Source organism: Aquabacterium sp., from assembly GCF_050725395.1.
In the GTDB taxonomy this organism is placed as follows: domain Bacteria; phylum Pseudomonadota; class Gammaproteobacteria; order Burkholderiales; family Burkholderiaceae_C; genus Aquabacterium.
The window spans coordinates 1-22,125 of record NZ_JBOHHL010000033.1 but is presented as its reverse complement, the minus strand read 5'-3'; the positions used below and the strand labels follow the sequence as shown (position 1 = coordinate 22,125).

Sequence of the window (22,125 nt, the reverse complement as noted above, 5' to 3'; positions counted from 1 at the left end):
CTCATTCGTCCTTTTTGGGGCGGCCGGTTTTCAAGGGCACCAGGCCATCCAGCACCAGCTTGAGCTTGGCATCGGGCAGGGCGGACAGCGCATGCAGGCCGGCGCGCAGCAGTTCGCTTTTCTTGGTGGGGCGGCGGAACGTCAGGGCGCGTTCCTTGAGCGTGTTGATCAGGCTGAAATCGCCGCGTGGCATGGTGAAGCTGTCGCGCACGAGCTTCTGCTTGACCTTGGCAGGGCTGCTGGCTTTGGCGGGGCTGGGCGTGACGGCCACCACGGTCTTGGTGGGTTTGGCCGCGACCTTCTTGGCGGCCGGTGCGGGGCTGGCCGAAGCGGCCACTTTCTTGATCGGGGTTTTCTTTGCCACGGCCTTTTTAGCGGGAGCTGACTCTGGCTTTTCAACGGGGGTGGTTTTTGTTTTGGCAACGATGGTGTCGGTATTGCTCATGATCAATTTTGAATGAATCGGTGTAAACGATTTATACAATAAAAGTCAGTGTTGTCAACCGTGAATGTGAGGTCGAAATGACCAGGCAGTTCGCCTGGTGCTGTCACATGGCTGTCGAACATGCGTGTCCAGAATCGCGGGCATCTGCACCACTTCACGCCAGGACTTGCCGACATGAGCACCCACCTTCACCGCTTGTTCATCAGTGCCACCTTCGCTGCGATGGCACTGGCCGCCCATGCTGCCTGTGCCACGGACCGTTCCGATGAAGGGCGTGGCAAGGTGTGGGACGGTGGCCGCCAGGGACACCACCGGGAGGACAAGCTGAATGTGCAGGTGGGCGTGCGCCCCTTCTACCTGGTGGAGGGCCTGGACGATGGCAAGCTCAAGAGCCGTTTGCAGCAGTGCGAGGCCGGGCCGTTCTACCGCAGCAAGTTCTCGATCAGCCACCGCGGTGCGCCACTGGAGTTTCCGGAGCATTCGCTGGAGTCCTACCAAGCCGCGAACCGCATGGGCGCCGGCATCATCGAATGCGACGTGAGCTTCACCAAGGATGGCGAGCTGGTGTGCCGACACTCCGAGTGCGACTTGCACACCACCACCAACATCGTGAACACGCCCTTGAATGCCGCTTGCACGGTGCCTTGGGTGGCCGGGGGCTCAACGCCCAAGTGCTGCACCAGCGACATCACCTTGAGCGAGTTCAAATCCTTGAAGGCCAAGATGGACGCGAGCAACCCCGCGGCGACCACGGCGGCAGGCTACCTGGGCGGAACCGCCGCGTGGCGAACCGACCTGTACACAGGCCGCCCGGCAGGCAATGTCGTCACGCTGAAGGAGCACATCGCCCTGATGAAGGATTGGGGTGTGTCGCAAACGCCTGAGTTGAAGGACGGCGATGCCGCGCGCATCCAGTCCATCTTTGGTGGGCAGAAGGCCTACGCGCAGAAGCTGATCGACACCTACAAAGAGGCGGGCGTCGATCCGCGCAAGGTGTACCCGCAGTCTTTCAACATCGATGACGTGCTTTACTGGATCAAGCAGGAGCCGGCCTTTGGCCAACAGGCCGTCTACCTGGACCCGGTCGAGCCGGCCTTGAAGATCGAGCGCATGAGCAAGGAACGCCTGCGCGAACTGAAGAAGGCCGGCGTGCAGATCATCGCGCCACCGATGTGGGCGCTGCTGGCGGTGAACGAGTCGAACGAGGTCGTGCCCTCGGCTTATGCCATCGACATCAAGGCGGCTGGCTTCAAGATCATCACCTGGTCGTTCGAACGCGTGAACCTGACCAAGGGCGCGGCCGGGCAGGGCAGCTACTACCAGTTCGACCCTCAAGGCAAGGCCATCAAGAAGGACAGCGACATGCTGAAAGCGCTGGACGTGCTGGCGCGCCAGGTGGGGGTGGAAGGCGTGTTTTCCGATTGGCCCGGCACAGTGACTTACTATGCCAACTGCATGGGGCTTTGAAAGCCCCTGGTCTCGACTTTCCTGAATTGCCAGCCGCCGAATTCCGGTGAACAATCGCCTTCCGCGGCGCCAGCCGACCGCGATGGGGGGATGAATGTCATGCGAAACAAATCGGAAAAATCCGTTCTGGACCGCTTGTTGAATGACTGGTGGGTTGACCTGGGCGTGGCTGTGTTCGTGATCGTCATGCTGGCGATCACGGGCTTCAGATGAGGTGCGCTTGGGAGGTCACTGCACCAGCGGGAAGTCGTGTTTGGAGATGACGACCGGCTCGGGTGTGGCCTTGGCCACCTTGGCGCGCACGACGGCGTCGATCACCTCGGCGTGTGATTGGTAGGCATAGACCCAATCTTGCGGCGCCGGGCCGGCGGCAAAGCGTTCTTCCAGGGCTTCGCGGGACACCAGGACCCGCACACCCCGGCCACCCACGGGCACCCGAACGATCACCGCGTCACGGCCTGCATAGGCTTGCATCATCAATTGCATGTCAACTCCTTCTTGTACATCACGGACAGGAAGCGACCATAGCCGTGCCACCAGGCAGGCTGTAAGTCGATGCGTCGGTGGAAGACTTGCCCCGGGGCAAGCGTTAAAGTGGGCGAAACACCTGTTGCTCAAAGATACGCGACCACCACCATGACTTCGCCCGACGCTTGCCCCCTCTGTGGCGGGCCCAATGCCTGCGCGGTATCCGCTGGCGGTTCAACGGACGCGCCGTGCTGGTGCCGTTCGGCGGTCTTCAGCGAGGAGTTGCTGGCCCGTGTGCCGTCTGCGCAGCGCGGGTTGGCCTGCATTTGCGCGCGGTGTGCGACGGCCTCGTCGTTGGTTTCGGGGGATCAGCCGGAAGCGGGCTGACAGCGGGTGCCTCATTTCGAGGCACTCCAAGCGCTTACCCAGGGGGATGCGCGGATGCTCAGTGTTTCCCCACAGGGTTGTCCACACCTTCGGTGGATAACCCTGGCGCAGCTGACATGGGTGCGAGGCGCGCGATGGGCCCCGCACCTCAACGCATCAAGCCTTTTTGGCTTTCTTGGCGGCAGCGGCCTTCTTGGCAGGTGCCTTGGCAGCCTTGGTCGCAGGTGCCTTGGCGGCCTTGCGGGCGGCGGCCTTGGGATCGACGGCGGCCTTGAAGGTGGCGCCAGCCGTGAACTTGGGCAGCTTGGCGGCGGCGATCTTGATCTTGGCGCCGGTGCTGGGGTTCACGCCGCTGCGTGCTGCGCGGGCGTGTTGCTTGAAGGTGCCGAAACCGGGGATGGTCAGCGAGTCACCCTTCTTGACGGTGGCGACGACGACGTCCAGCAGGGTTTCCAGGACGCGGCCAGCTTCGGCCTTGGTCAGTTCATGCTTGGTGGCCAAATGCTGGATCAGTTCGGTTTTGTTCATGTGACGCTTCTATCCGTTGCACCCGAAATGCGGGCAGCGCAATTGTGCCGTAGCCCGCGGGCATTTCCACATATAGGTGGCGAAGAGTCGGTCGGGGCGTGCAAACATCGATCAATTCTGCTGGATTTGGTGTCGGTGTTGCGGCAAACACAACAGCGCATCGTCAATGGCTGCTGGGATCTCAGCAGTTCAAACCCATTTGGGTGAGCGTCTGTCGGCACCTTGCTGGGTACGTTTCGTGCTGAACCAAGGCACCTCACCAAAGGAGCCAGACATGCACAGCTTGACCTTGGACCGTTCCGATCTGGCCCGGCAACACGAGGATGCCCGGCACGCCGACGGCAAGCGCCTGGTCCGTGCCTTGGGCGTGTCGCGGGGCCACAAGGTGCTGGACATCGGCTGTGGCACGGGGCGCCTGGGGGCGCATGTGGCGCGGATCGTGGGCGTGGACGGCGAAGTCATTGGCATCGACCCATTGCCCCTGCGCGTTGCCGTGGCCGCTCGGCGCGAACCTGCCGTGTTCAAGGCCAGTGTGGGCGTGGCCGAAGACCTTTCCCGCTTCGAGTCCGACCACTTCGATCTGGTGAGTTTGAACAGCGTGCTGCACTGGAGCCAGGACCCGCCCAAGGTCTTGAGCGAGGTCCGGCGTGTGCTGCGCCGGAATGGCCGGTTGGGCCTGAGCGTGGCCAACCGGGGCCGAGTCGACCAGCGCACGCGGCTGGTCCTCGAAGCGCTCTCGCACGTCGATGGCGTGGACATGGGCCGGGTGCCGAGCGAGGTACCGGGGGCGGTGGGCTGGCGACAGTTGTCGGCCCTGATCAACCAGGCGGGATTTTCCAGCCACACTTTGTCGGACGAGGTGTTGACCGACTATCACCCAAGCCTGGACCACGTGCTGGCTTTCCACCTCAACAGCGCGCTGGGCGGTTTTCTGCTCGACCTGGACGACGAACAGTACGAACAACTGCGGCGCTTGCTGGCCGAGAGCATTGCACCGTTCACCACCAGCAAAGGCATCCGCCTGGAGCGTTACCTGATCTTCGCGGTGGCCAATCGACACCGGTGATGCCGGCTGGCTGAGAAAATCGCATATCGATCGTCGAATTGCTTTCTTGGCCGAAGGCAAGGGGCTGCCTAGACTCGCGTCCAACTTGTCATAACAAGATACGACGCGATGAAATCCGCCAAGCTGATCGACCTGCCGGCCACCCCGCTGTACGGCCAGATCAAGAACCAACTGAGAACCCGCATCCTGGAAGGCGTGCATGCCGCTGGCAGCCAGATGCCTTCCGAGAGCGAGCTGTGCGCCATGTTTTCGGCCAGCCGCATCACGGTGCGCCAGGCGCTGGGTGACCTGCAAAAGGAAGGGCTGATCTTCAAGATCCACGGCAAGGGCAGCTTCGTGTCCAAGCCCAAGGCTTTTCAGAACGTGACGACCTTGCAAGGCTTCGCCGAGTCGATGACGGCCTTGGGCCACGAGGTGATCAACCAGTTGAAGAGCTTGCGCTTTCTGCCGGCCAGCGCCTTGGTGGCCGCGCGCCTGCAACTGGCCGAGGGCTCGACCGTGACCGAGATCCGCCGCGTGCGCCTGCTGAACCGCGAGCCCGTGTCGCTGGAATTGACCTGGGTGAGCGAGGCGCTGGGCCGCAAGCTGGCCCAGGCTGATCTGGTCACCCGCGACATCTTCCTGATCCTGGAGAACGACTGTGGCGTGCCCCTGGGCCATGCCGACATCGCGATCGACGCGACCATGGCCGACGAGGACATTGCCGAGTCTCTGGCGGTGGAAGAGGGCTTGCCCGTGCTGCGCATCGAGCGCCTGACCCACGATGAACAAGGCCGGCCCGTCGACTACGAATTTTTGTATTTCAGGGGCGATGCCTTCCAGTACCGCCTGCGTGCCGAGCGCCAGGCTGCCGCCAAGCTTTGAGAAGAGAAACACCATGCAAACCCACGAACTCGAATACGACCTGGTCGTTGTTGGCGGCGGCACCGCCGGCCCCATGGCCGCCATCAAGGCCAAGGAAAAGAACAAGGACCTGCGGGTGCTCTTGATCGACAAGGCCCATGTGAAGCGCAGTGGCGCGATCTCGATGGGCATGGATGGCTTGAACAACGCCATCGTGCCCGGCTTCGCCACGCCCGAGCAGTACACCAAGGAGATCACGGTGGCCAACGACGGCATCGTGAACCAGTCGGCCGTGTACGCCTACGCCAAGCACAGCTACACCACCATCGAACAGCTCGACCAATGGGGCGTGAAGTTCGAGAAGGATGCCAACGGCGACTACGCCATGAAAAAGGTGCACCACATGGGCACCTACGTGTTGCCGATGCCCGAAGGGCATGACGTGAAGAAGGTGCTGTACCGTCAGCTGAAGCGCGCGCGGGTCGAGATCACCAACCGCATCGTGTGCACGCGCCTGCTGACGGCCGACGATGGCAGCGTCAATGGCGTGATGGGCTTCGATTGCCGCACAGCCGATTTCTACGTGGTCAAGGCCAAGGCCGTGATCCTGGCCTGTGGCGCGGCGGGGCGGCTGGGTTTGCCATCGTCGGGCTACCTGATGGGCACCTATGAGAACCCTACCAATGCTGGCGACGGCTACGCCATGGCCTACCACGCGGGCGCCGAGCTGTCGAACCTGGAGTGCTTCCAGATCAACCCGTTGATCAAGGACTACAACGGCCCGGCTTGCGCCTACGTGACCGGCCCGCTGGGTGGCTACACGGCCAATGGCAAGGGCGAGCGCTTCATCGAGTGCGACTATTGGTCGGGCCAGATGATGATGGAGTTCTACCAGGAACTGCAAGGCGGCAATGGCCCGGTCTTTTTGAAGCTGGACCACCTGGCCGAGGAAACCATCCAGACCATCGAGACGATCCTGCACAGCAATGAGCGGCCCAGCCGTGGTCGCTTCCACGAAGGCCGTGGCAACGACTACCGCACGCAGATGATAGAGATGCACATTTCGGAGATCGGTTTCTGCAGCGGGCACAGCGCCTCGGGCGTGTACGTGAACGAGCGTGCCGAGACCACGGTGAAAGGCCTCTATGCCGCTGGCGACATGGCCGCCGTGCCGCACAACTACATGCTGGGCGCTTTCACCTATGGCTGGTTCGCCGGGCACAACGCGGCCGACTACATCGCGTCCACCAATTTCAAACCTTTGGATGCCGGCCAGATCGAACGCGAACGCGAGCGTGTCTATGCCCCCTTGAAGCGCGACCACGGCCTGCCACCCTTGCAGGTCGAATACAAGCTGCGCCGCATGGTCAACGACTACCTGCAACCGCCCAAGGTGACGCGCAAGATGGAGATCGGCCTGCAGCGTTTTGCCGAAATCGAAGACGACTTGTCGCAACTGCATGCCCGCGATGCCCACGAACTGATGCGCGCCGCCGAGGTGTCGGTGATCCGCGATTGCGCTGAGATGGCCGCGCGCGCTTCGCTGTTCCGCACCGAAAGCCGTTGGGGCCTGTACCACATGCGCGTCGATTACCCGCAGCGCAACGATGCCGACTGGTTCTGCCATGCCCACCTGCTGAAGGACGCGGATGGCCGGATGAGCAGCGCCAAGCGTGCCATCGAACCCTACATCCTGCCCTTGGACGACGAAGAGAAAACGGCTTACGAAAAGCTGCGCATCGCCCAGCCCCTGGCGGCTTGATGCTGCATTGAAAGGATATCGAACATGGCTTTCACTCCCCGACAAATCGCCGAGATGAGCGATGCCGCCGTGACGGTGGACGAAGAACTGTGCATTGCCCACAAGGGCTGCACCGTCTGCGTCGACGTCTGCCCGATGGACATCCTGGCCATCGACCCGGCGACCAACAAGGCCTACATGAAGCACGACGAGTGCTGGTACTGCATGCCTTGCGAAAAAGACTGCCCCACTGGCGCCATCAAGGTCGCCATCCCCTACCTCTTGCGTTGAACCAACACAGCTTTATCGAAGGACCTTGACGTCATGAATTTCCGCCGCCCCCTTCTGGCCCTGGCTGCTTTTGCAGCCTTTGCCTCGGCCCATGCCGAAACCATCCGCATCGCCATTGGCACGCAGGACACCACCATCAACTGCGCCACCGGCGGCCTGCTGATCCGCGAGTTGAAGTTGCTCGACAAGTACCTGCCCAAGGATGGCAAGTACAAGGGCGCCACCTACGACATCCAGTGGAAGAACTTCACCTCGGGTGCGCCGCTGACCAACGAGATGGTGGCCGACAAGCTGGACATTGGCGCGATGGCCGACTTCCCAGGCTCGGCCAATGGCGCAGCCTTCCAAAAGGCCGGCAAGAAGAGCTTGTTCATCACCGTGCTGTCGGGCAGCACGCTGGGCAGCGGCAACGGCATCGTCGTGCCCAATGGTTCCAACATCACGTCGATCTCGGAGTTGCGCGGCAAGACCATCTCGGTGCCGTTCGCATCGACCGCGCACGGCATGCTGCTGCGCGCCTTGAAGGCCCAAGGCATCGACCCCGAAAAAGACGTCAACATCATCACGCAGGCCCCCGAAGTGGCCGGCCCCGCGCTGCAGGCCAACAAGATCGAGGCCCATGCCGACTTCGTGCCCTTTGCCGAGCTGTTCCCGTACCGAGGGATCGCCCGCAAGATCTTTGATGGTGCCCAGGCCAACGCGCCCACTTACCACGGCTCCTTGGTCAGCGCCGAGTACGCCAAGAAGTACCCCGAGATCGTGACCGCCTACCTGCGCGCAGCGCTGGAGGCCGACAAACTGTTCGCCGCCGACCCCGAGAAGTACAGCGAACTGATCGAGAAGAGCACGGGCATCGACGCCGCCGTGAACTACCTGTTCCATGGCCCGCTGGGCCTGCAGACGCGCGACTTCACCTGGAAGCCCGAGTACCGCCAGGCCTTGAAAACGTCGATCGACACCTTGCACTTCCTGAAGCGTACTGATGTGGACCTGGACGTGAACAGCTTCATCGACGACCGCTTCATCCGCGAAGCCTTCAAGCAGTCGGGCCTGAACTACGAGGCCAGCTTGAAGAACTACGCCAAGCTGCCTTTGAAGGCCAATGATGCCGTCACCGGCAAGCCCATCACCGACACGCAGCGCGTGGCCGGCATCTGGGTCAAGGGCGAGCCGAAGGTGCGCTACTACGCCTCGATCGAAGGCGCGCTGGCCGACCTGCGCAAGCTGGAGCAGGGCGGCAAGGCCGCCCGGGCGGTGTACGTGCATGACCTGATCCACCGCATCAAGCTGTTTGGCAACCTCTCGTGGTACGCCATCGATGGCAAGGGCCAGTTGAGCGCCTTCCTGCAGAAGGACGCGGCCACGGCGTATGCCAAGGCCAATGGTGGCAAGCTGCTGGACTTCGCCGGCGCGCAAGCGGTGGCCAAGGCTTCGCGCTGACGTTGCCCAAGGAGCCGACCATGCAGTCATCCGTGGTGGAATTGAACGGGCCGGGCGGTGTCATCGACACCGAACTGCGGGCCAGCGCGCCAGCGGCCGGCCAGCCTTGGCGGCGACTGAGCAATTTGCTCGGGCCGGTCGTTTCCCTGGTACTGAGCGTGCTGGTCTGGCACGTGGCCGCCACACAGCGTTGGCACCTGGGTTTCCTGACCTTCGAGAACGTACCGCCGCCGCTGGAGGTGGTGCAGGCGGCGTGGGACTTCGCGCGCTCGCCCAAGATCTGGTCCCACCTGGGCTTCAGCCTGTGGCGGGTGTCCGTGGGCTTCGTGGCGGCCAGCGTGCTGGGCGTAGGCCTGGGCCTGGCGATCGGGCGTTTTGGCTGGGCGCGGCAACTGTGGCTGCCGCCGCTCGAGGTGCTGCGGCCCATCCCCGCCGTGGCCTGGATTCCCTTGTCGATCCTGATGTTCCCCTCGTCCGAGGTGAGCATGATCTTCATCACCTTCATTGGCGCGCTGTTCCCCATCCTGCTCAACACGGTCCATGGCGTCGAGCACGTGGACGCGCGCCTGGTGGCTTCTGCCCGAAGCCTGGGCACAGGCCCTTGGGGCTTGTTCTCGCAGGTCATCCTGCCCTCGGCCGCGCCCAACATCGTCACGGGCCTGTCCATCGGCATGGGCACCTGCTGGTTTTGCCTGGTCACGGCCGAGATGATCTCCGGCCAATACGGCATCGGCTACTACACCTGGGAGTCCTACACCGTGCAGAACTACGCCAACATCATCGTCGGCATGCTGTTGATCGGCGTGCTGGGCATGGGCAGCAGCGCCCTGATCCGGCTCGGCGGGCATTGGCTGATGCCCTGGCACCGCCAGGAAGGGGGCAAGCCATGAGCCAGCTCGACATCGACCAAGTCTCCTTGCACCTGGGGGCTGGCGCCAGCCGCTTCCTGGCCTTGCAGGACATCAACCTCCAAGTCAGCCCAGGCGAGTTCGTGTGCCTGCTGGGCCCTTCGGGCTGCGGCAAGTCCACCTTGCTGGGCGCACTGGCCGGGCACATCAACCCAACGCAGGGCAGCTTGCGCCTGGCGGGGCAGGCGATCAAAGGCCCCAGCCCGGAGCGCGGCTTGGTCTTCCAGCAGCACACCTTGTTCCCCTGGCTGAGCGTGCTCGACAACGTGGCCTATGGTCTGAAGATGCAGGGCGTGGCCAAGGCCGAGCGGCGCCAGCAGGCGAGGGCCTTGCTGGAGCAAGTGGGCCTGGCGGGTTTTGAAAACCGCTTTCCCTCGCAACTGTCGGGTGGCATGCAGCAGCGCGTCGAGATCGCGCGCGTGCTCATCAACCAGCCGCGGGTGCTGCTGATGGACGAGCCTTTCGGTGCCCTGGATGCCTTGACCCGCCTGAAGATGCAAGAGCTGCTGGTGGACCTGTGGGCCCGCCTGCGGACCACCGTGGTCTTCGTGACCCACGACATCGACGAAGCACTGTTCCTGGCCGACCGCATCCTGGTGATGAGCCCGCGCCCCGGCCGCATCGTCGATGAGCTGGACCTGAGCGAACAACGCCCGCGCCGCCACGAAATGCTGACCACGCCAACGTTCTCGCGCCTCAAGCGCCATTGCCTGGACCTGCTGCGCCATCCTGACACGACCTTGCCCCTGGACCGCCTCAGTCCCCTGGGCATGGCCCCCGACCTTTCCGCCGAGCGACTCCGTTTCGCCATCTGACGCCATGAACCTGCCTTTGCCCCCGCCCGACCTGCACACCCGCCTCACCAGCGATGACGCCACCGTGCGCCGCCTGGCCCTGATCGACCTGGCCGAGCTGGAAGACGAGGATTTCGTGCCCTGGCTTCTGCAGGCCCTGCAGGACGCGGACCCCGATGTGCGCACCGAAGCCGCCGAACGACTGGCCTATTGGGAGCAGGACGCCACCGTGCAATCCTTGGTCAAGGCTCTGGAAGACCCGGTGAACGAGGTGCGCGAAGCCGCGGCCCACAGCCTGGCCGAACTGAAGCTGTTGAGCGCCGGGACCTGGCTCTTGCCCGCGGTGGACCATGAAGACGCCTTTGTGCGGGCCAGCGCCTTGCGGGCCCTTCGCGAACTGCGTGTGCCCGAGAGTCACGGCCCCGCCTTGAGGCGCCTGGACGATGCCGACCACCGCGTGCGCCTGGAGGCCGTGGGCGTGCTGGGCTGGCTCAAGCGCGAAGATGCCTTGTCGGGCCTGGCCTGGGTGGCCCAGCACGACGGCCAGGCGGACGTGCGCCGCGCGGCCGTGGGATCGCTCGGCTACGCGTCCGATGACCAGGTGCTGCCGGCCTTGCTGTCCGCCCTGGCCGACCCGGCCTGGCAGGTGCGCGAAGAAGCCGCGACGACCCTGGGCAAGCTGAAGCTGGCTGGCGCCCTGGAGGCCTTGATCCTGGCGTTGGACGATGCCTACTGGCAGGTGCGCCAAAGGGCGGCGCGCGCCCTGGGCCAATTGCGCCAGCCCAAGGCGGTGCGGGCCGTCGCGGCTTTGCTGGCGCACAGCATCGTCAACCTGCGCAAGGAGGCCGTCATCGCGCTGGGCGAGATCCGCGATCGCTCGGCCTTGGGGGCGCTCGAGGCGGCCTTGACCGACCCCGACCCCGAGGTGCGCAAGGTGGCCAGGCTGGCGGTCTCCCAGATCGAAGGCCAAGCCTGATTAAGATGGGGGCATGAGCAAACTGCACCTGGTCCACGCCAACTACCGCTTCATCGCGGCCTCCCAGGAGGTCAACGCGCGCATCAACCAGCGCCAGCAATCGCTGGCCTTGTACGTCTCGCTGGTGGTGAGCCTGCTGGCCGCGCTGGTGGCGCTCAAGCCGGGATCGCGCACGCATGAGCTGCCAGTGGAATGGCTGGTGCTGGGCTTTCCGGTGGCCTCCACCTGCCTGGCCTTTTTGAACTACAAGGCCGAGCGCGCCATCACCAATCTGCGGCATTTCATGTCGACGCTGGAGCGCCTGGGCAACGAGGCCGAAGAGCTGCCCAGCTACAACACCGATCCGAAGTGGGCACAAGGGGCCAACCGGGCGCGCCGTTTCCACGACTACGCGGCGGCGGTGCTGGTGGCCAGCGGCAATGCCGTGGGCATTGGCGCCATCTTGCGCATCTACCCCGAGCGCATGGCAGAGAACCCGGTGATGGTCTGGATCACCATCATCACCGGGGTGTTGTCGTTCGTGGCCCTGCTGGTCACGCCCAGGTGGAGTTATCGGCCCATCGCATGAACCCTGGCTCAGGGCGCTGGATTGGGGTAGCGCTCGTGGATGGCGTCGATGCCCTCCAGCACGGCCTGCGGCAGGATCACCTTCACGCTGGCGATGTTGCTGCGCAGTTGTTCAAGCGTGGTCGCGCCGATGATGTTGCTGGTGACGAAGTCCCGGCCATTCACGAAGGCGAGGGCGCCTTGCGCCGGGTCGATGCCATGCTTTCTGAACAGGGCCACGTAGGCTTGCGTGGCCAGGCCGGTGTTCTCGCCGTGGTAGCGCGTGAAGCGGTCGAACAGCGTGAGGCGCGCGCCAGCGGGGCGTTGGCCGTTCAGGTACTTGCCGCTCAACACGCCAAAGGCCAGGGGTGAATAGGCCAGCAGGCCCACGTCTTCGCGCAGCGACATTTCCGACAGGCCGGTCTCGAAACTGCGGTTGACCAGGCTGTACGCGTTCTGGATGCTGGCCACGCGGGGCAATTCGGCGTTCGTCTGCGCATGGTGGATGAACTGGCCCAGGCCCCAGGGCGATTCGTTGGACACGCCGAAGTGCCGGATCTTGCCGGCCTTGACCAGGTCCTGCAGCGCGGCCAGGGTCTCGGCGATGGGGACCGTCATCTCGTCCTTGACGTGTTGGTAGTTGCGCTGGCCAAAGATGTTGGTGCGGCGGTCGGGCCAATGCAGTTGGTACAGGTCGATGTGGTCGGTCTGCAAGCGCCGGAGGCTGTCGTTCACCGCTTCGAACAGGTTCACGCGGTTGAAATTCAGGCGCCCGCCGCGCACATGCGAAGGGCGCGCGGCCTGGTGCGAGGGGCCGGCGGCCTTGCTGGCCAGCACGATGTCCTGGCGGCGGCCGGTCTTCTTCAACCACGTGCCGATGTACTGCTCGGTCAAGCCCTGCGTTTCGGGCTTGGGGGGCACCGGGTACATCTCGGCCGTGTCGACCAGGTTGATGCCGGCGTCCAGCGCCACGTCCAGTTGCTCGTGGGCTTGGGCCTCGGTGTTCTGCTCGCCCCAGGTCATGGTGCCCAGGGCGATGAGGCTGACTTTCAGGCCGGTGCGGCCCAGTTCGCGGTATTTCATGGATTCTCCAAAGGCGAAGCGCATGGTGTCACGGTCCCAAACACCTTGCCCCTGGCCGGTCTTGCGAAATATATAGACCAGTCGTTATAATTGCGGCATGAATGCGAACAATGCAAGACAGCGCCTGATCGACACCACCGCCCGCCTGCTGCAAACCGCCGGGTATCACCACACCGGTTTGAACCAGATCGTGGCCGAAAGCGGTGCGCCCAAGGGCTCGCTGTACCACTATTTTCCAGGGGGCAAGGTGGCGTTGGCCGTGGCCGCGCTGGACCAATCGGCCAGCCAGTTGGCCCAGTCGCTGGCGCAGATGTGCCTGGCCCATGCCGATCCCGAAACGGCCATTGGTGCCGTGCTCGACCATTTCATGGCCGAACTGGAATCCTCAGGTTTCACCAAAGGCTGCCCGGTGGCCACCACCACCCTCGAAGAAGCCGCCGTGACGCCCGAGATCCGCGAAGCCTGCGCCCGCGCCTACCGCCTTTGGCAGGATGGCCTGGACGCCTTCCTGGCCGGCCATGGCGTCCGCGAATCCGCCTTCCTCGCCGAAACCCTGTTGATGCTGATCGAGGGCGCATTGCTGCTGTCCCGCGCCCAGCACAGCTGCGATCCCCTGCGCAGGCTCCAAGCCCGCGTGCCCACCCTGATCCGATCCGCCCAAGGAAAGTGATGTGATGATGTTCAAACGCTGCTTGTTGTCTCTCGTGCTGGCTGGTGCCAGTTGGTCTGCCTTGGCGGATGCCGCCCACGCCGACGTCGAGTTCGCCATCATCAAGACCGGCAAGACCACCGCGCTCAAGGGCATGATGGTGTCGGGCGGTGGGTTCACCACCAAGGTCGATGGCAACTTCTCGGCCATCCTGGTCAAGCATGGCCAGGCGACTTTCTTGTTTGATTCGGGCTTGGGCAGCAAGGTGGCCGAGCAATACCAGCAGGACATGCCTTGGTGGGCGCGCGCCTTTTTCAAGTACGAGAATCCCGTGGTGCCGGCCCGAGTGCAACTGGACAAGGCGGGCATCCCGCCCATCGAACGCATCTTCCTGAGCCACGCGCATTGGGACCACGCCAGCGGCCTGGGCGATTTTCCCGAGGCCGTGGTCTGGGCCGCGCCTGAAGAGCTGAAGGTGATCGAGCACGCCGCGCCCGGCCTTGGGGGCAGCTGGCCTTCGCAGGTGTCCCTGAAGAGCATCCGCTGGCAATCGCTGGAGTTCAAGCCCCAGCCCCACAAGGTGTTCGACCGCAGCATCGACGTGTTCGCCGATGGCTCGGTGGTGCTCGTGCCCATGTTCGGCCACACGCCGGGGTCCATTGGGATGTTCGTCACGGTGGCCTCGGGCAAGCGCTTTTTCTTCTGCGGCGATGCGGTCTGGCGCGCCGATGCCTTGAAGGACGGCAGTCCCAAGTTCTGGCCCGCCAGCCTGATCGTGGACAAGGACCGTGAGCAGACCCAGCACACCATCGAGCAGATGCGCGAGCTGGTCAAACTGGATCCGGGCCTGGTGGTGGTGCCCGCCCACGACGACACGGTGCAATCCGCCTTGGGATACTTTCCCTCATGGATTAAATAGGCGGGAAGGGCTACGCTCGCCTCTGTGATTGCTGCATTTCGTTAAATGAGAATCAATAAACCAGAGGCCCTCTTTCATGTCCATCCAAGCAACCTTGCCGCCCTTGCTCCGCGCCGGTTTTCTGCTCACAGGCCTGATGGCCGGTGCCGCCTGGGCCGCCACGGCGCCTTCACCCGACGGCGAACTCATCCCCGCTGACGAGGCCACCTCGACCGCCGCGATGGTGAGCGCCATCCGTGACATGGTGCAGTCCGGCTTCGACGCCGACGGCCATGCTGTCCGCGACGCCCACCGCAAAGCCCATGGCTGCGTGCAGTCCACCTTCACGGTGCTCGACAAGCTGCCGCCGGCGCTGGCGCAAGGCCTGTTCGCCACGCCACGTGCTTACCACGCGGTCATCCGGTTTTCCAATGGCTCGGGCCAGAGCCAGGACGACCACAAGGGCGATGCGCGGGGCATGGCGGTCAAGGTGATGGGCGTGGCAGGCCAGAAGCTGCTGGACGACGAGCAGTCCGCCGGCACGCAGGATTTCCTGATGATGAACAGCCCGGTGTTCTTCATCCGCAATGCCGGCGACTACGTGGTCTTCCAGAAAGCCATGACGGGTGGCGGCTTGTCGGCCGCGGGCTGGTTGGCTGGCCACCTGTTCCACGAGACCGCCGTGCTGCTGGCCATCCAGGGACGCAAGGTCGTCAACCCGCTGGCCTCTCAGTACTGGAGCACGACGCCGTCCAAGCTGGGCAGCCAGCAGATGAAGTTCTCGGCCAAGCCCTGCGCGGGCAGCGCGTTCTACACGGCCTCGGACACCAAGGACCGCCTGGGCGACAACCTGACGGGCCAGTTGGCGTCGGGTGGCGCCTGCTTCGACTTCATGGTGCAGACGCGGGCCAAGCCAGCGACCATGCCGATCGAAGACCCCACCATCGAGTGGAAGGAAAAAGAGTCGCCTTTCGTGCCCGTCGCCCGGATCACGATCGGTGCGCAGGTGCCCGAACAAGGTGAAGCCTGCGAGGTTCGCTCCTTCACGCCTTGGCATGCCATCGCGGAACACCGTCCGCTGGGCGGCATCTCTCGCGTCCGCAAAGACGTTTACCTCGAGATCTCAAAACTGCGCCACCAGTTGAACGGACAGCCCCGCATCGAGCCTTGAGCGCGCTGTTCGCTCATCTTGCCAAAGCCCGCATTCGCGGGCTTTTTCCATGGCCCGCCACCCACTGCCGATAGACTGTGCCTTTCAACACGGTTTTTTCGAGGACCTTTCCCGGATGCCCCATAACGTCAGCCTGATCTCCACCATCGCCACGGGCTTCGGCTTGGCGCTCATCTTCGGATTCATCGCGTCGCGCATGAAGGTGCCGCCTTTGGTGGGCTACCTGTTCGCGGGCATCGTGATCGGGCCGGCCACGCCTGGTTTCGTGGCCGACCTGGACTTGGCGGGGCAGTTGTCCGAGATCGGGGTGATGTTGCTGATGCTGGGCGTGGGCTTGCACTTTTCGCTGGCCGACTTGTTGGCCGTGAAGCGGATCGCCATCCCGGGTGCCATCTTGCAGATCGCGGTGGCCACGGCCTTGGGCATGGGGACGGCCACCTTGTGGGGTTGGAGCCTTGGGGGGGCGCTCGTCTTCGGCCTGGCCCTCTCGGTGGCCAGCACGGTGGTGCTGCTCAAGGCGCTGGAAGCGCGCAATGTGCTGGAGTCGGTCAATGGCCGCATCGCGGTCGGCTGGCTGGTGGTCGAAGACCTGGTCATGGTGCTGGTGCTGGTGCTGTTGCCTGCCGTGGCCCCGATGCTGGGCGGCGTGCAGGATGCCGCGCACCAGGCCGCGGCCGGGGCTGGACAAAGCGTCTGGATGACGCTGGGCTTGACCCTGGGCAAGGTGGCCACCTTCATCGCGCTGATGCTGGTGGTCGGGCGGCGGGTGTTTCCCAAGGTGCTGTGGCTGGTCGCCAAGACCGGGTCGCGCGAACTGTTCACCTTGTGCGTCATCGCGACGGCGGTGGGCGTGGCCTATGGTTCCGCCAAGCTCTTCGACGTGTCCTTCGCGTTGGGTGCATTCTTCGCTGGCATGATGATGCGAGAGTCCGAGTTCAGTCACCGCGCGGCCGAAGAATCCCTGCCATTGCGCGACGCCTTCTCGGTGCTGTTCTTTGTCTCGGTGGGCATGCTCTTCAACCCGAGCGTGCTGATCGAGGAGCCGCTCAAGGTGCTGATCGTCGTGGCCATCATCATGATCGGCAAGACCATCGCGGCCATGGGCCTGGTGCTGGCCTTCCGCTACCCGCTCAACAGCGCTCTGACGGTGGGCGCCAGCCTGGCGCAGATCGGCGAGTTCTCTTTCATCCTGGCGGGCCTGGGCATGTCGCTCAAGCTGCTGTCCCCCGAGGGCTACAGCCTGGTCTTGGCGGGGGCGCTGATTTCGATCGCGCTGAACTCGCTGCTGTTCGCGGCCATCGAGCCGGCGCAGGATTGGATCCGTGCGCGGTCGGCCTTCGCGCGGAGTCTGGAATTGCGCGATGACCCGCTGGCCGAACTGCCGATGTCGGTGCCGCAATCGGTGCTGGCGGGACAGGTGGTGTTGGTCGGGCATGGCCGGGTGGGCAGCCGCATCGCCCAGGCGCTGGTGGACCGCCACCTGCCGTTCGTGGTGGCCGAGGAAAACCGCGAGGTGGTCGAGCAGCTGCGCGCCGCCAACATCCCGGCGGTCTGGGGCAATGCCTCGGACCCTTCCGTGCTGATCCAGGCGCACGTGGCACGGGCGGGCATGCTGGTCATCGCGACGCCCGATTCATTCAATGTGCGCAAGATGGTCGAGATCGCGCGCACCCTGAACCCTGCCATCGAGGTGGTGGTGCGCACGCACAACGAGGCCGAAGGGCGCTTGCTGGAGCAGGACGAGGTCGGCAAGGTGTTCATCGGCGAGCAGGAGCTGGCCCAGGCGATGCTGGGCCACGTGCTGTTCAGGCTGGGGCACGACCTTCGCCGAACATGAAACTGGACACGGTGATGCCACCGAAGAAATCCTCTTCGTGGTACACGCAGCGGGCGCTTTCTCCTTCGGCAGCGCCCACGGCCACCATCAAGGGGATCAGGTGATCCTCGCGAGGGTGGGCTTGGCGGGCACCGGGTGCGGACGACCACGCCAGCAAACGCTGGGACCGTTCCTCCGGGCTTGAATCGATCAGCGTGGCCTGCAGCCATTGGTCGAATGCCTTGGACGAGGCCTGGCCCCCGGCGCCGAAAGCGCGCAGGTTGTGGTAACTCAAGCCGCTGCCGATGATGAGCACGCCCTCATCCCTCAAGGGGGCCAGTGCCCGGCCCAGGGCCAGGTGCTCCGCCGGGTCGTAATTTTTCTTCATGGACAGTTGCAGCACGGGCACCTGGGCGTCGGGGTAGATGGCGTACAGGGGCACGAAGGTGCCATGGTCGAAACCGCGTTGCGCGTCCAGCCGGGCCGGAAACCCCGCGGATTCGATCAAGGCCTGAACACGTGCCGCCAAAGCGGGCGAGCCGGATGCTGGGTAGCTGATGTCGTAGGTGTGTGCCGGAAAGCCCGAGTAGTCGTAGACCATGGGCGGCCGGGGCGAGGCCATGACGGTGAACTCGGGGGCTTCCCAGTGGCCTGAGATGACCAGAACGGCTTTGGGCGTCTGGCCCACTTGGGCGGGCACGGCTTGCAGCGACGCCTCAAGCTGGTCGTAGGCGCCACCCATTTGCGCTTTCATCCAGGGCCAGGGCCCCCCACCGTGCGAGATGAAGTAGGTGGGAAGGCGGTCGTGGCGGTTCATGGCCACAGTCTAGGAGATCCGATCAGGGCAGTGCCGCCGCAGGGGCATTGGGCTCGCCGCGGCGTGAGCGGCGCGGCTCGCGCCAGCCGGGTGCCCAACGCGCCAGCAAGGCCGCCAATTGGGCCCGGCCGAAGGGCTTGGCCAGGTGATCGTTCATGCCGACCTGCAGGCAGCGCTCGCGGTCCTCGCTCATGGCGTTGGCGGTGAGGGCGATGATGGGGATGGGCTTGAGCTCGCGCTGCACTTCGTATTGGCGGATGGCTTCGGTCGCCCCAAGGCCGTCCAGCACGGGCATGTGCCAGTCCATCAGCACGAGGTCGAAAGGCGTCCTGGCTTGTTGGGCGGTGGACCACAGGTGCGTGGCCTCGGCGCCGTCGTTGGCGATGACGACATCGCAGCCCAGCTGGCGCAACTGTTCCTCGGCCACGATGATGTTGACCGGGTGGTCCTCGGCCAGCAGCACGCGGACGCTGGCGGGCGGTTTGACGGGCGTGGGTGAGCGGGACCACGAGGGGTCTTGCGCGCGTTGCCGCTGCAGCACATTGATCAGCGCTTCCTGCAGGCTGCGGCGGTGCACCGGTTTGCGCAGCCAGATCAGCGGCGCGGGGCGGTGGGCATCGGGGTCCGACGACGAGTCGCCCTCGAGCGAGGTCAGGAGCACCGTGGGCAATTGCCGCAAAGCGTCAGGCGCGGCGGAGCCGGCACTGTTGCAACGCACGGCCAGGTCGAAGGGCTCGGTCAGGTCCGCCAGGATTCTGGCGGCCTCATGGTCACTGGGGCAGAGGGTGCTGTCCAGGCCCAAGGCTTTCACATAGCGTTCGAGCAGGGCGCCGGTCGCAGGATACGGTTCGACCAGCAGGATGCGCTGGCCCGCCAGCACTGAAGCGGGCGCGAGCGCGGGCGCCGGGCCTGGCAGCGTGGGCTGAGGTTCGGCCGCCTCCAACGGCAGCGTCACCACGAAGGTGGAGCCCAGCGTGGGGATGCTGCTGAGGCTGATGCGGCCGCCCATGAGTTCACACAGGTAGCGGGTGATGCTCAGTCCCAGGCCGGTGCCGCCAAAGCGGCGGGTGGTGGACTCGTCGGCCTGGGCGAAAGCCTCGAAGATCTTCTGCTGCACGGGAATGGGGATGCCGATGCCCGTGTCGCGGATGGTCAGCTCGATGTCGCCGGTCTTGTTCAATTTGACCAGGACAATGACCTCACCGACCTTGGTGAACTTGATGGCATTGGACAAGAGGTTCGCCAGGATCTGCCGCACCCGAACCGGGTCGCCCATCACTTGCCGTGGCACCTCGTGCGCGACGTCGCAGATCAGCTCCAAGCCCTTGGATTGGGCTTCCTGGGCGAACAGGCCGCAGACTTCTTCGGCGAGTTCCCCCAGGTCGAAGGCGATGGACTCGAGCCGCATGCTCTGGGCTTCGATTTTGGACAGGTCGAGGATGTCGTTCAGAATGGCCAGGAGCGATTCGGCCGACGAGCGGGCCAGGCCGACGAAATGCCGCTGGCGTTCGTTCAGGGGGCTGTCGTTGAGCAAGTCGAGCACGCCCAGCACGCCGTTCATGGGCGTGCGGATCTCGTGGCTCATGTTGGCCAGGAACTGCGACTTGGAGCGGTTGGCTTCCTCGGCGGCGTCCTTGGCCTGGCGAAGTTCCACGGTGCGCATGGTCACGGTGTCTTCGAGCGAGGCGTTGTAGGCGGCCAGGGCCGAATCGCGGGCCTGGATCTCTTCCAGCATGCCATTGAAGCCCTGGTAGAGCGAACCGATTTCGTCCTCGTGGTAGGTCGTCACGCGCAGGTCGTAGTGGTGGTCCTTCGACACCTTTTGCATGGTGTCGGCCAGCTTGACCACGGGCTGGATCACGCTTTTCTGCAAGGGCAGCAAGGCGATCAGCGCGGCCAGGGACGCCAGCAGGCTGAGGCCCAGCAAGAGGGCCGCGCGCCAGTAGATGCCGTGCAGCATGTGGCGAGGATCGACCTCGACCAGCAGCGTGCCGACGCGCGCGCCATCGAGCAGCACGGGTTGGACCAGGTACAGGGCGGTCCAGTCGTAGCGCAGGGCTTGTTCCCGCTGCGCCATCACGGCTTGCTTGATCAGTTCCTTGTCTGGTCCGAGGCTGGGGTCCACGTACATCTCGACGCGGGTGAAGACGGCGAACTTGCGGCCGGCCGGGTCCAGCAGCAAGGCATGGCTGATCTCGGGCAGGGTGTTGAGGCTGTTGAGCACGGCGCGCGCGGCGTCCGGGTCGCCGAAGGCCAGGGCAGCCCGGGCATTGAGCGCCAGGATCTGGGTGACGCTGGCCGTGTTGGTGTACAGCCGTTCGCGCTCGGAGCGCAGGTCCAGCGCCGTGGTGGCGGCGAAGAGCACGATGGCGGCCAGCATGGTCGATGCCGCCAGCACCAGGGCCAGCTTGCGCCTGAAGCTCCAGTGGCGGGGAATGAGCCGCAGCTTCATCGACCGGCCCCGCTGTCGGTTTCGACCAGAGCTGTGGCCAGGTTGAGCAGGTCGGCCGACAGCCGCAGGTTCGCTTTCTGCGTCTGGGTGCGGTTGATCTCGAAACGCAACCGTTTGCCGATCCGCAGCAGTCGGATCATGCCGCCGTCCTGCGCAAAGCCCTCGGTGTCACTGACGGTCAGGGTGGCTTGGCTCGCCAGGGCTTGCAGGGCCTGGGTGCGCCGCCGGGCATCGGGTTCGGCCAGGAAGACCAGGTGACAGACCTTGGCGTCCTCGGCACGCTCGGGTTGCATGAAGCGCAAGGGGTGGCCCTGCACGGGGCGGTCATTGAGGCTGACCATGGCGTTGGCCAGGGCCTCTCGCCGGCCCAGCAGGCAGTAGTTGAGCGGCGAAGTCTTGTTCGCGAAACTGCTGGCGGGCCATTCGGTGAAGCGCGCGAAATTGAACAGGTAGGCCGCCTGCACCGCGGCTTCGCTGCCTTCGGGCTCGGCGGCCTGGCTGGCCTGGGGCAGGGCGCCGCCGCCCAGACAGGCCAGCACCAGCAATGACTCGCGCCAACGGCCCAGCGCTGCCTTGAGCAGGTCTCGGGTGGTGCTGGGGGTGTCTTGCCGCATGGTCAGAACGAGGCCTCGACTTTGGCAAAGGCGGCGCGCTTCACCTGGAAGGAGATCTGCGGGTTGATCTCTTGCGTGTACTGGCGGCCCAGGTTGTGACCACCTACCGACAGGGTCATCGCTGGCGTCACGGCCCAACGCAAATTGACGTCGAGCGCGGTGCGCGAAGGCACATCCAGCGCGGGCACCAGCGGGTCCTTGCGCGCGGAGGTGTAGCGCAACCAGACGTCGAGCATCCATTGGCTGCCCAGGTCGAAAGACTCGCGCAGCGACACGAGGGTGCGCGGGTTCCCGCCGAGCGTCGTGACGATCGACGGGGTCGCGAAGCGCGTTTCCGTGTAGCTGTAGCTCAGTTGCTGGCGCCAGAACCGGGCGATGCGCCAGTCGGTGGCCAGTTCGATGCCGCTGGTGGTGGCGCGCGCGGCCGAGGTCAGCGCGATCGTGATCTGGCGGCGGCCGTTGACCGTGGTGTCGCTGATGACGGTGGGGTTGTCCAGGAAATCGATGGGCACGCCGAGCAAGGGGTCGTAACGCTGAACGAAGGCGGCCACATCAACCGAGAGGTTCTGGCGCACCTGGCTGCGCCAACCGGTTTCGAGGGCGGTCACCTTCTCGACGATCCGGGCACTGGGGTTGAACACGCCACGGGCCGTCACCGGGGTACCGCCGCCGTTGGAACTGAGGTTGACGCCGCCATCGGCCTCACCGCGTGCGGGCGCCCGCAC

23 protein-coding genes are annotated in these 22,125 nt (G+C 64.7%); 15 read left to right on the top strand and 8 right to left on the bottom strand.

Annotated features, from left to right (window positions below):
- Position 1: 1 nt before the first annotated feature.
- Positions 2-364 (bottom strand): hypothetical protein, encoded by a 363-nt coding sequence (locus tag ACREB4_RS17115; RefSeq protein WP_431589449.1) that lies wholly within the window; start codon positions 362-364, stop codon positions 2-4.
- A gap of 255 nt (positions 365-619) precedes the next feature.
- Between ACREB4_RS17115 and ACREB4_RS17110 the strand changes: the two genes are divergently transcribed.
- Positions 620-1,912, top strand: a complete 1,293-nt coding sequence (locus tag ACREB4_RS17110; RefSeq protein WP_431589448.1) for a glycerophosphodiester phosphodiesterase family protein — start codon at positions 620-622, stop codon at positions 1,910-1,912.
- A 228-nt stretch (positions 1,913-2,140) separates the two neighbouring features.
- Here the strand turns inward: ACREB4_RS17110 and ACREB4_RS17105 are convergent, their stop codons facing one another.
- Positions 2,141-2,398 carry a DUF1488 family protein gene (locus tag ACREB4_RS17105; RefSeq protein WP_431589447.1) on the bottom strand — a complete coding sequence of 86 codons (258 nt, stop codon included), beginning with the start codon at positions 2,396-2,398 and terminating at the stop codon, positions 2,141-2,143.
- A 69-nt stretch (positions 2,399-2,467) separates the two neighbouring features.
- Here ACREB4_RS17105 and ACREB4_RS17100 point away from each other — a divergent pair, with 69 nt between their 5' ends.
- Complete coding sequence (locus ACREB4_RS17100) at positions 2,468-2,767, top strand: cysteine-rich CWC family protein (RefSeq protein WP_431589446.1); 300 nt, start codon at positions 2,468-2,470, stop codon at positions 2,765-2,767.
- A 156-nt stretch (positions 2,768-2,923) separates the two neighbouring features.
- Here ACREB4_RS17100 and ACREB4_RS17095 read toward each other — a convergent pair whose 3' ends face one another.
- The gene (locus tag ACREB4_RS17095; RefSeq protein WP_431589445.1) at positions 2,924-3,295 is read right to left on the bottom strand and encodes an HU family DNA-binding protein; all 372 of its coding nucleotides are present in this window, start codon (positions 3,293-3,295) and stop codon (positions 2,924-2,926) included.
- Positions 3,296-3,569: 274 nt separating this feature from the next.
- Here ACREB4_RS17095 and ACREB4_RS17090 point away from each other — a divergent pair, with 274 nt between their 5' ends.
- The 9 genes from ACREB4_RS17090 to ACREB4_RS17050 all read left to right on the top strand — a co-directional run bounded on the left by ACREB4_RS17090 (position 3,570) and on the right by ACREB4_RS17050 (position 11,922).
- Positions 3,570-4,361, top strand: a complete 792-nt coding sequence (locus ACREB4_RS17090) for a class I SAM-dependent methyltransferase (protein ID WP_431589444.1) — start codon at positions 3,570-3,572, stop codon at positions 4,359-4,361.
- 108 nt (positions 4,362-4,469) lie between these two features.
- Entirely contained in the window at positions 4,470-5,225 is a 756-nt protein-coding gene (locus tag ACREB4_RS17085; RefSeq protein WP_431589443.1) for a GntR family transcriptional regulator, read from the top strand.
- Positions 5,226-5,238: 13 nt separating this feature from the next.
- Positions 5,239-6,966: a fumarate reductase/succinate dehydrogenase flavoprotein subunit gene (locus ACREB4_RS17080; RefSeq protein ID WP_431589442.1), complete on the top strand. Its 1,728-nt coding sequence runs from the start codon at positions 5,239-5,241 to the stop codon at positions 6,964-6,966.
- A 24-nt stretch (positions 6,967-6,990) separates the two neighbouring features.
- Positions 6,991-7,236: a 4Fe-4S dicluster domain-containing protein gene (locus ACREB4_RS17075; protein ID WP_431589441.1), complete on the top strand. Its 246-nt coding sequence runs from the start codon at positions 6,991-6,993 to the stop codon at positions 7,234-7,236.
- 33 nt (positions 7,237-7,269) lie between these two features.
- The gene (locus ACREB4_RS17070) at positions 7,270-8,676 is read left to right on the top strand and encodes an ABC transporter substrate-binding protein (protein ID WP_431589440.1); all 1,407 of its coding nucleotides are present in this window, start codon (positions 7,270-7,272) and stop codon (positions 8,674-8,676) included.
- Positions 8,677-8,696: 20 nt separating this feature from the next.
- A complete protein-coding gene (locus ACREB4_RS17065) occupies positions 8,697-9,566 on the top strand; it encodes an ABC transporter permease (RefSeq protein WP_431589439.1) in 870 nt (289 codons plus the stop codon).
- Positions 9,563-10,399, top strand: a complete 837-nt coding sequence (locus ACREB4_RS17060) for an ABC transporter ATP-binding protein (protein WP_431589438.1) — start codon at positions 9,563-9,565, stop codon at positions 10,397-10,399. Before ACREB4_RS17065 ends, ACREB4_RS17060 begins: the two co-directional genes overlap by 4 nt.
- A 4-nt stretch (positions 10,400-10,403) precedes the next feature.
- Positions 10,404-11,354 carry a HEAT repeat domain-containing protein gene (locus ACREB4_RS17055; RefSeq protein ID WP_431589437.1) on the top strand — a complete coding sequence of 317 codons (951 nt, stop codon included), beginning with the start codon at positions 10,404-10,406 and terminating at the stop codon, positions 11,352-11,354.
- A 13-nt stretch (positions 11,355-11,367) separates the two neighbouring features.
- Positions 11,368-11,922: a hypothetical protein gene (locus ACREB4_RS17050; protein WP_431589436.1), complete on the top strand. Its 555-nt coding sequence runs from the start codon at positions 11,368-11,370 to the stop codon at positions 11,920-11,922.
- An 8-nt stretch (positions 11,923-11,930) separates the two neighbouring features.
- Here ACREB4_RS17050 and ACREB4_RS17045 read toward each other — a convergent pair whose 3' ends face one another.
- Complete coding sequence (locus ACREB4_RS17045; RefSeq protein ID WP_431589435.1) at positions 11,931-12,983, bottom strand: NADP(H)-dependent aldo-keto reductase; 1,053 nt, start codon at positions 12,981-12,983, stop codon at positions 11,931-11,933.
- Between the two features lie 97 nt (positions 12,984-13,080).
- On the opposite strand from ACREB4_RS17045, the gene ACREB4_RS17040 reads away from it, so the two are divergent.
- From ACREB4_RS17040 to ybaL, 4 genes are all read left to right on the top strand, one after another.
- Positions 13,081-13,653, top strand: a complete 573-nt coding sequence (locus tag ACREB4_RS17040) for a TetR/AcrR family transcriptional regulator (RefSeq protein WP_431589434.1) — start codon at positions 13,081-13,083, stop codon at positions 13,651-13,653.
- 4 nt (positions 13,654-13,657) lie between these two features.
- Complete coding sequence (locus ACREB4_RS17035) at positions 13,658-14,551, top strand: MBL fold metallo-hydrolase (RefSeq protein WP_431589433.1); 894 nt, start codon at positions 13,658-13,660, stop codon at positions 14,549-14,551.
- A gap of 76 nt (positions 14,552-14,627) precedes the next feature.
- Complete coding sequence (locus ACREB4_RS17030; protein WP_431589432.1) at positions 14,628-15,701, top strand: catalase family protein; 1,074 nt, start codon at positions 14,628-14,630, stop codon at positions 15,699-15,701.
- A gap of 115 nt (positions 15,702-15,816) precedes the next feature.
- A complete protein-coding gene (gene ybaL / locus ACREB4_RS17025) occupies positions 15,817-17,538 on the top strand; it encodes a YbaL family putative K(+) efflux transporter (RefSeq protein ID WP_431589431.1) in 1,722 nt (573 codons plus the stop codon).
- Here the strand turns inward: ybaL and ACREB4_RS17020 are convergent.
- The 4 genes from ACREB4_RS17020 to ACREB4_RS17005 form a co-directional block, all read right to left on the bottom strand.
- Positions 17,507-18,334, bottom strand: a complete 828-nt coding sequence (locus ACREB4_RS17020) for a DODA-type extradiol aromatic ring-opening family dioxygenase (RefSeq protein WP_431589430.1) — start codon at positions 18,332-18,334, stop codon at positions 17,507-17,509. The genes ybaL and ACREB4_RS17020 overlap by 32 nt on opposite strands.
- Positions 18,335-18,356: 22 nt before the next feature.
- Positions 18,357-20,786, bottom strand: a complete 2,430-nt coding sequence (locus ACREB4_RS17015) for an ATP-binding protein (protein WP_431589429.1) — start codon at positions 20,784-20,786, stop codon at positions 18,357-18,359.
- The gene (locus ACREB4_RS17010) at positions 20,783-21,400 is read right to left on the bottom strand and encodes a YfiR family protein (RefSeq protein WP_431589428.1); all 618 of its coding nucleotides are present in this window, start codon (positions 21,398-21,400) and stop codon (positions 20,783-20,785) included. The genes ACREB4_RS17015 and ACREB4_RS17010 overlap by 4 nt, the downstream gene beginning before the upstream one ends.
- Positions 21,401-21,402: 2 nt before the next feature.
- A partial coding sequence (locus ACREB4_RS17005) for a TonB-dependent receptor domain-containing protein (protein WP_431589427.1) occupies positions 21,403-22,125 on the bottom strand: 723 nt, incomplete at its 5' end.

Excerpts from the sequence above, each read along its gene's own strand:
- ACREB4_RS17110 (WP_431589448.1), top strand. The coding sequence starts at position 620 with ATGAGCACCCACCTTCACCGCTTGTTCATCAGTGCCACCTTCGCTGCG.
- ACREB4_RS17105 (WP_431589447.1), bottom strand. The coding sequence starts at position 2,398 with ATGCAATTGATGATGCAAGCCTATGCAGGCCGTGACGCGGTGATCGTT.
- ACREB4_RS17100 (WP_431589446.1), top strand. The coding sequence starts at position 2,468 with ATGCGTCGGTGGAAGACTTGCCCCGGGGCAAGCGTTAAAGTGGGCGAA.
- ACREB4_RS17095 (WP_431589445.1), bottom strand. The coding sequence starts at position 3,295 with ATGAACAAAACCGAACTGATCCAGCATTTGGCCACCAAGCATGAACTG.
- ACREB4_RS17090 (WP_431589444.1), top strand. The coding sequence starts at position 3,570 with ATGCACAGCTTGACCTTGGACCGTTCCGATCTGGCCCGGCAACACGAG.
- ACREB4_RS17085 (WP_431589443.1), top strand. The coding sequence starts at position 4,470 with ATGAAATCCGCCAAGCTGATCGACCTGCCGGCCACCCCGCTGTACGGC.
- ACREB4_RS17080 (WP_431589442.1), top strand. The coding sequence starts at position 5,239 with ATGCAAACCCACGAACTCGAATACGACCTGGTCGTTGTTGGCGGCGGC.
- ACREB4_RS17075 (WP_431589441.1), top strand. The coding sequence starts at position 6,991 with ATGGCTTTCACTCCCCGACAAATCGCCGAGATGAGCGATGCCGCCGTG.
- ACREB4_RS17070 (WP_431589440.1), top strand. The coding sequence starts at position 7,270 with ATGAATTTCCGCCGCCCCCTTCTGGCCCTGGCTGCTTTTGCAGCCTTT.
- ACREB4_RS17065 (WP_431589439.1), top strand. The coding sequence starts at position 8,697 with ATGCAGTCATCCGTGGTGGAATTGAACGGGCCGGGCGGTGTCATCGAC.
- ACREB4_RS17060 (WP_431589438.1), top strand. The coding sequence starts at position 9,563 with ATGAGCCAGCTCGACATCGACCAAGTCTCCTTGCACCTGGGGGCTGGC.
- ACREB4_RS17055 (WP_431589437.1), top strand. The coding sequence starts at position 10,404 with ATGAACCTGCCTTTGCCCCCGCCCGACCTGCACACCCGCCTCACCAGC.
- ACREB4_RS17050 (WP_431589436.1), top strand. The coding sequence starts at position 11,368 with ATGAGCAAACTGCACCTGGTCCACGCCAACTACCGCTTCATCGCGGCC.
- ACREB4_RS17045 (WP_431589435.1), bottom strand. The coding sequence starts at position 12,983 with ATGAAATACCGCGAACTGGGCCGCACCGGCCTGAAAGTCAGCCTCATC.
- ACREB4_RS17040 (WP_431589434.1), top strand. The coding sequence starts at position 13,081 with ATGAATGCGAACAATGCAAGACAGCGCCTGATCGACACCACCGCCCGC.
- ACREB4_RS17035 (WP_431589433.1), top strand. The coding sequence starts at position 13,658 with ATGATGTTCAAACGCTGCTTGTTGTCTCTCGTGCTGGCTGGTGCCAGT.
- ACREB4_RS17030 (WP_431589432.1), top strand. The coding sequence starts at position 14,628 with ATGTCCATCCAAGCAACCTTGCCGCCCTTGCTCCGCGCCGGTTTTCTG.
- ybaL (WP_431589431.1), top strand. The coding sequence starts at position 15,817 with ATGCCCCATAACGTCAGCCTGATCTCCACCATCGCCACGGGCTTCGGC.
- ACREB4_RS17020 (WP_431589430.1), bottom strand. The coding sequence starts at position 18,334 with ATGAACCGCCACGACCGCCTTCCCACCTACTTCATCTCGCACGGTGGG.
- ACREB4_RS17015 (WP_431589429.1), bottom strand. The coding sequence starts at position 20,786 with ATGAAGCTGCGGCTCATTCCCCGCCACTGGAGCTTCAGGCGCAAGCTG.
- ACREB4_RS17010 (WP_431589428.1), bottom strand. The coding sequence starts at position 21,400 with ATGCGGCAAGACACCCCCAGCACCACCCGAGACCTGCTCAAGGCAGCG.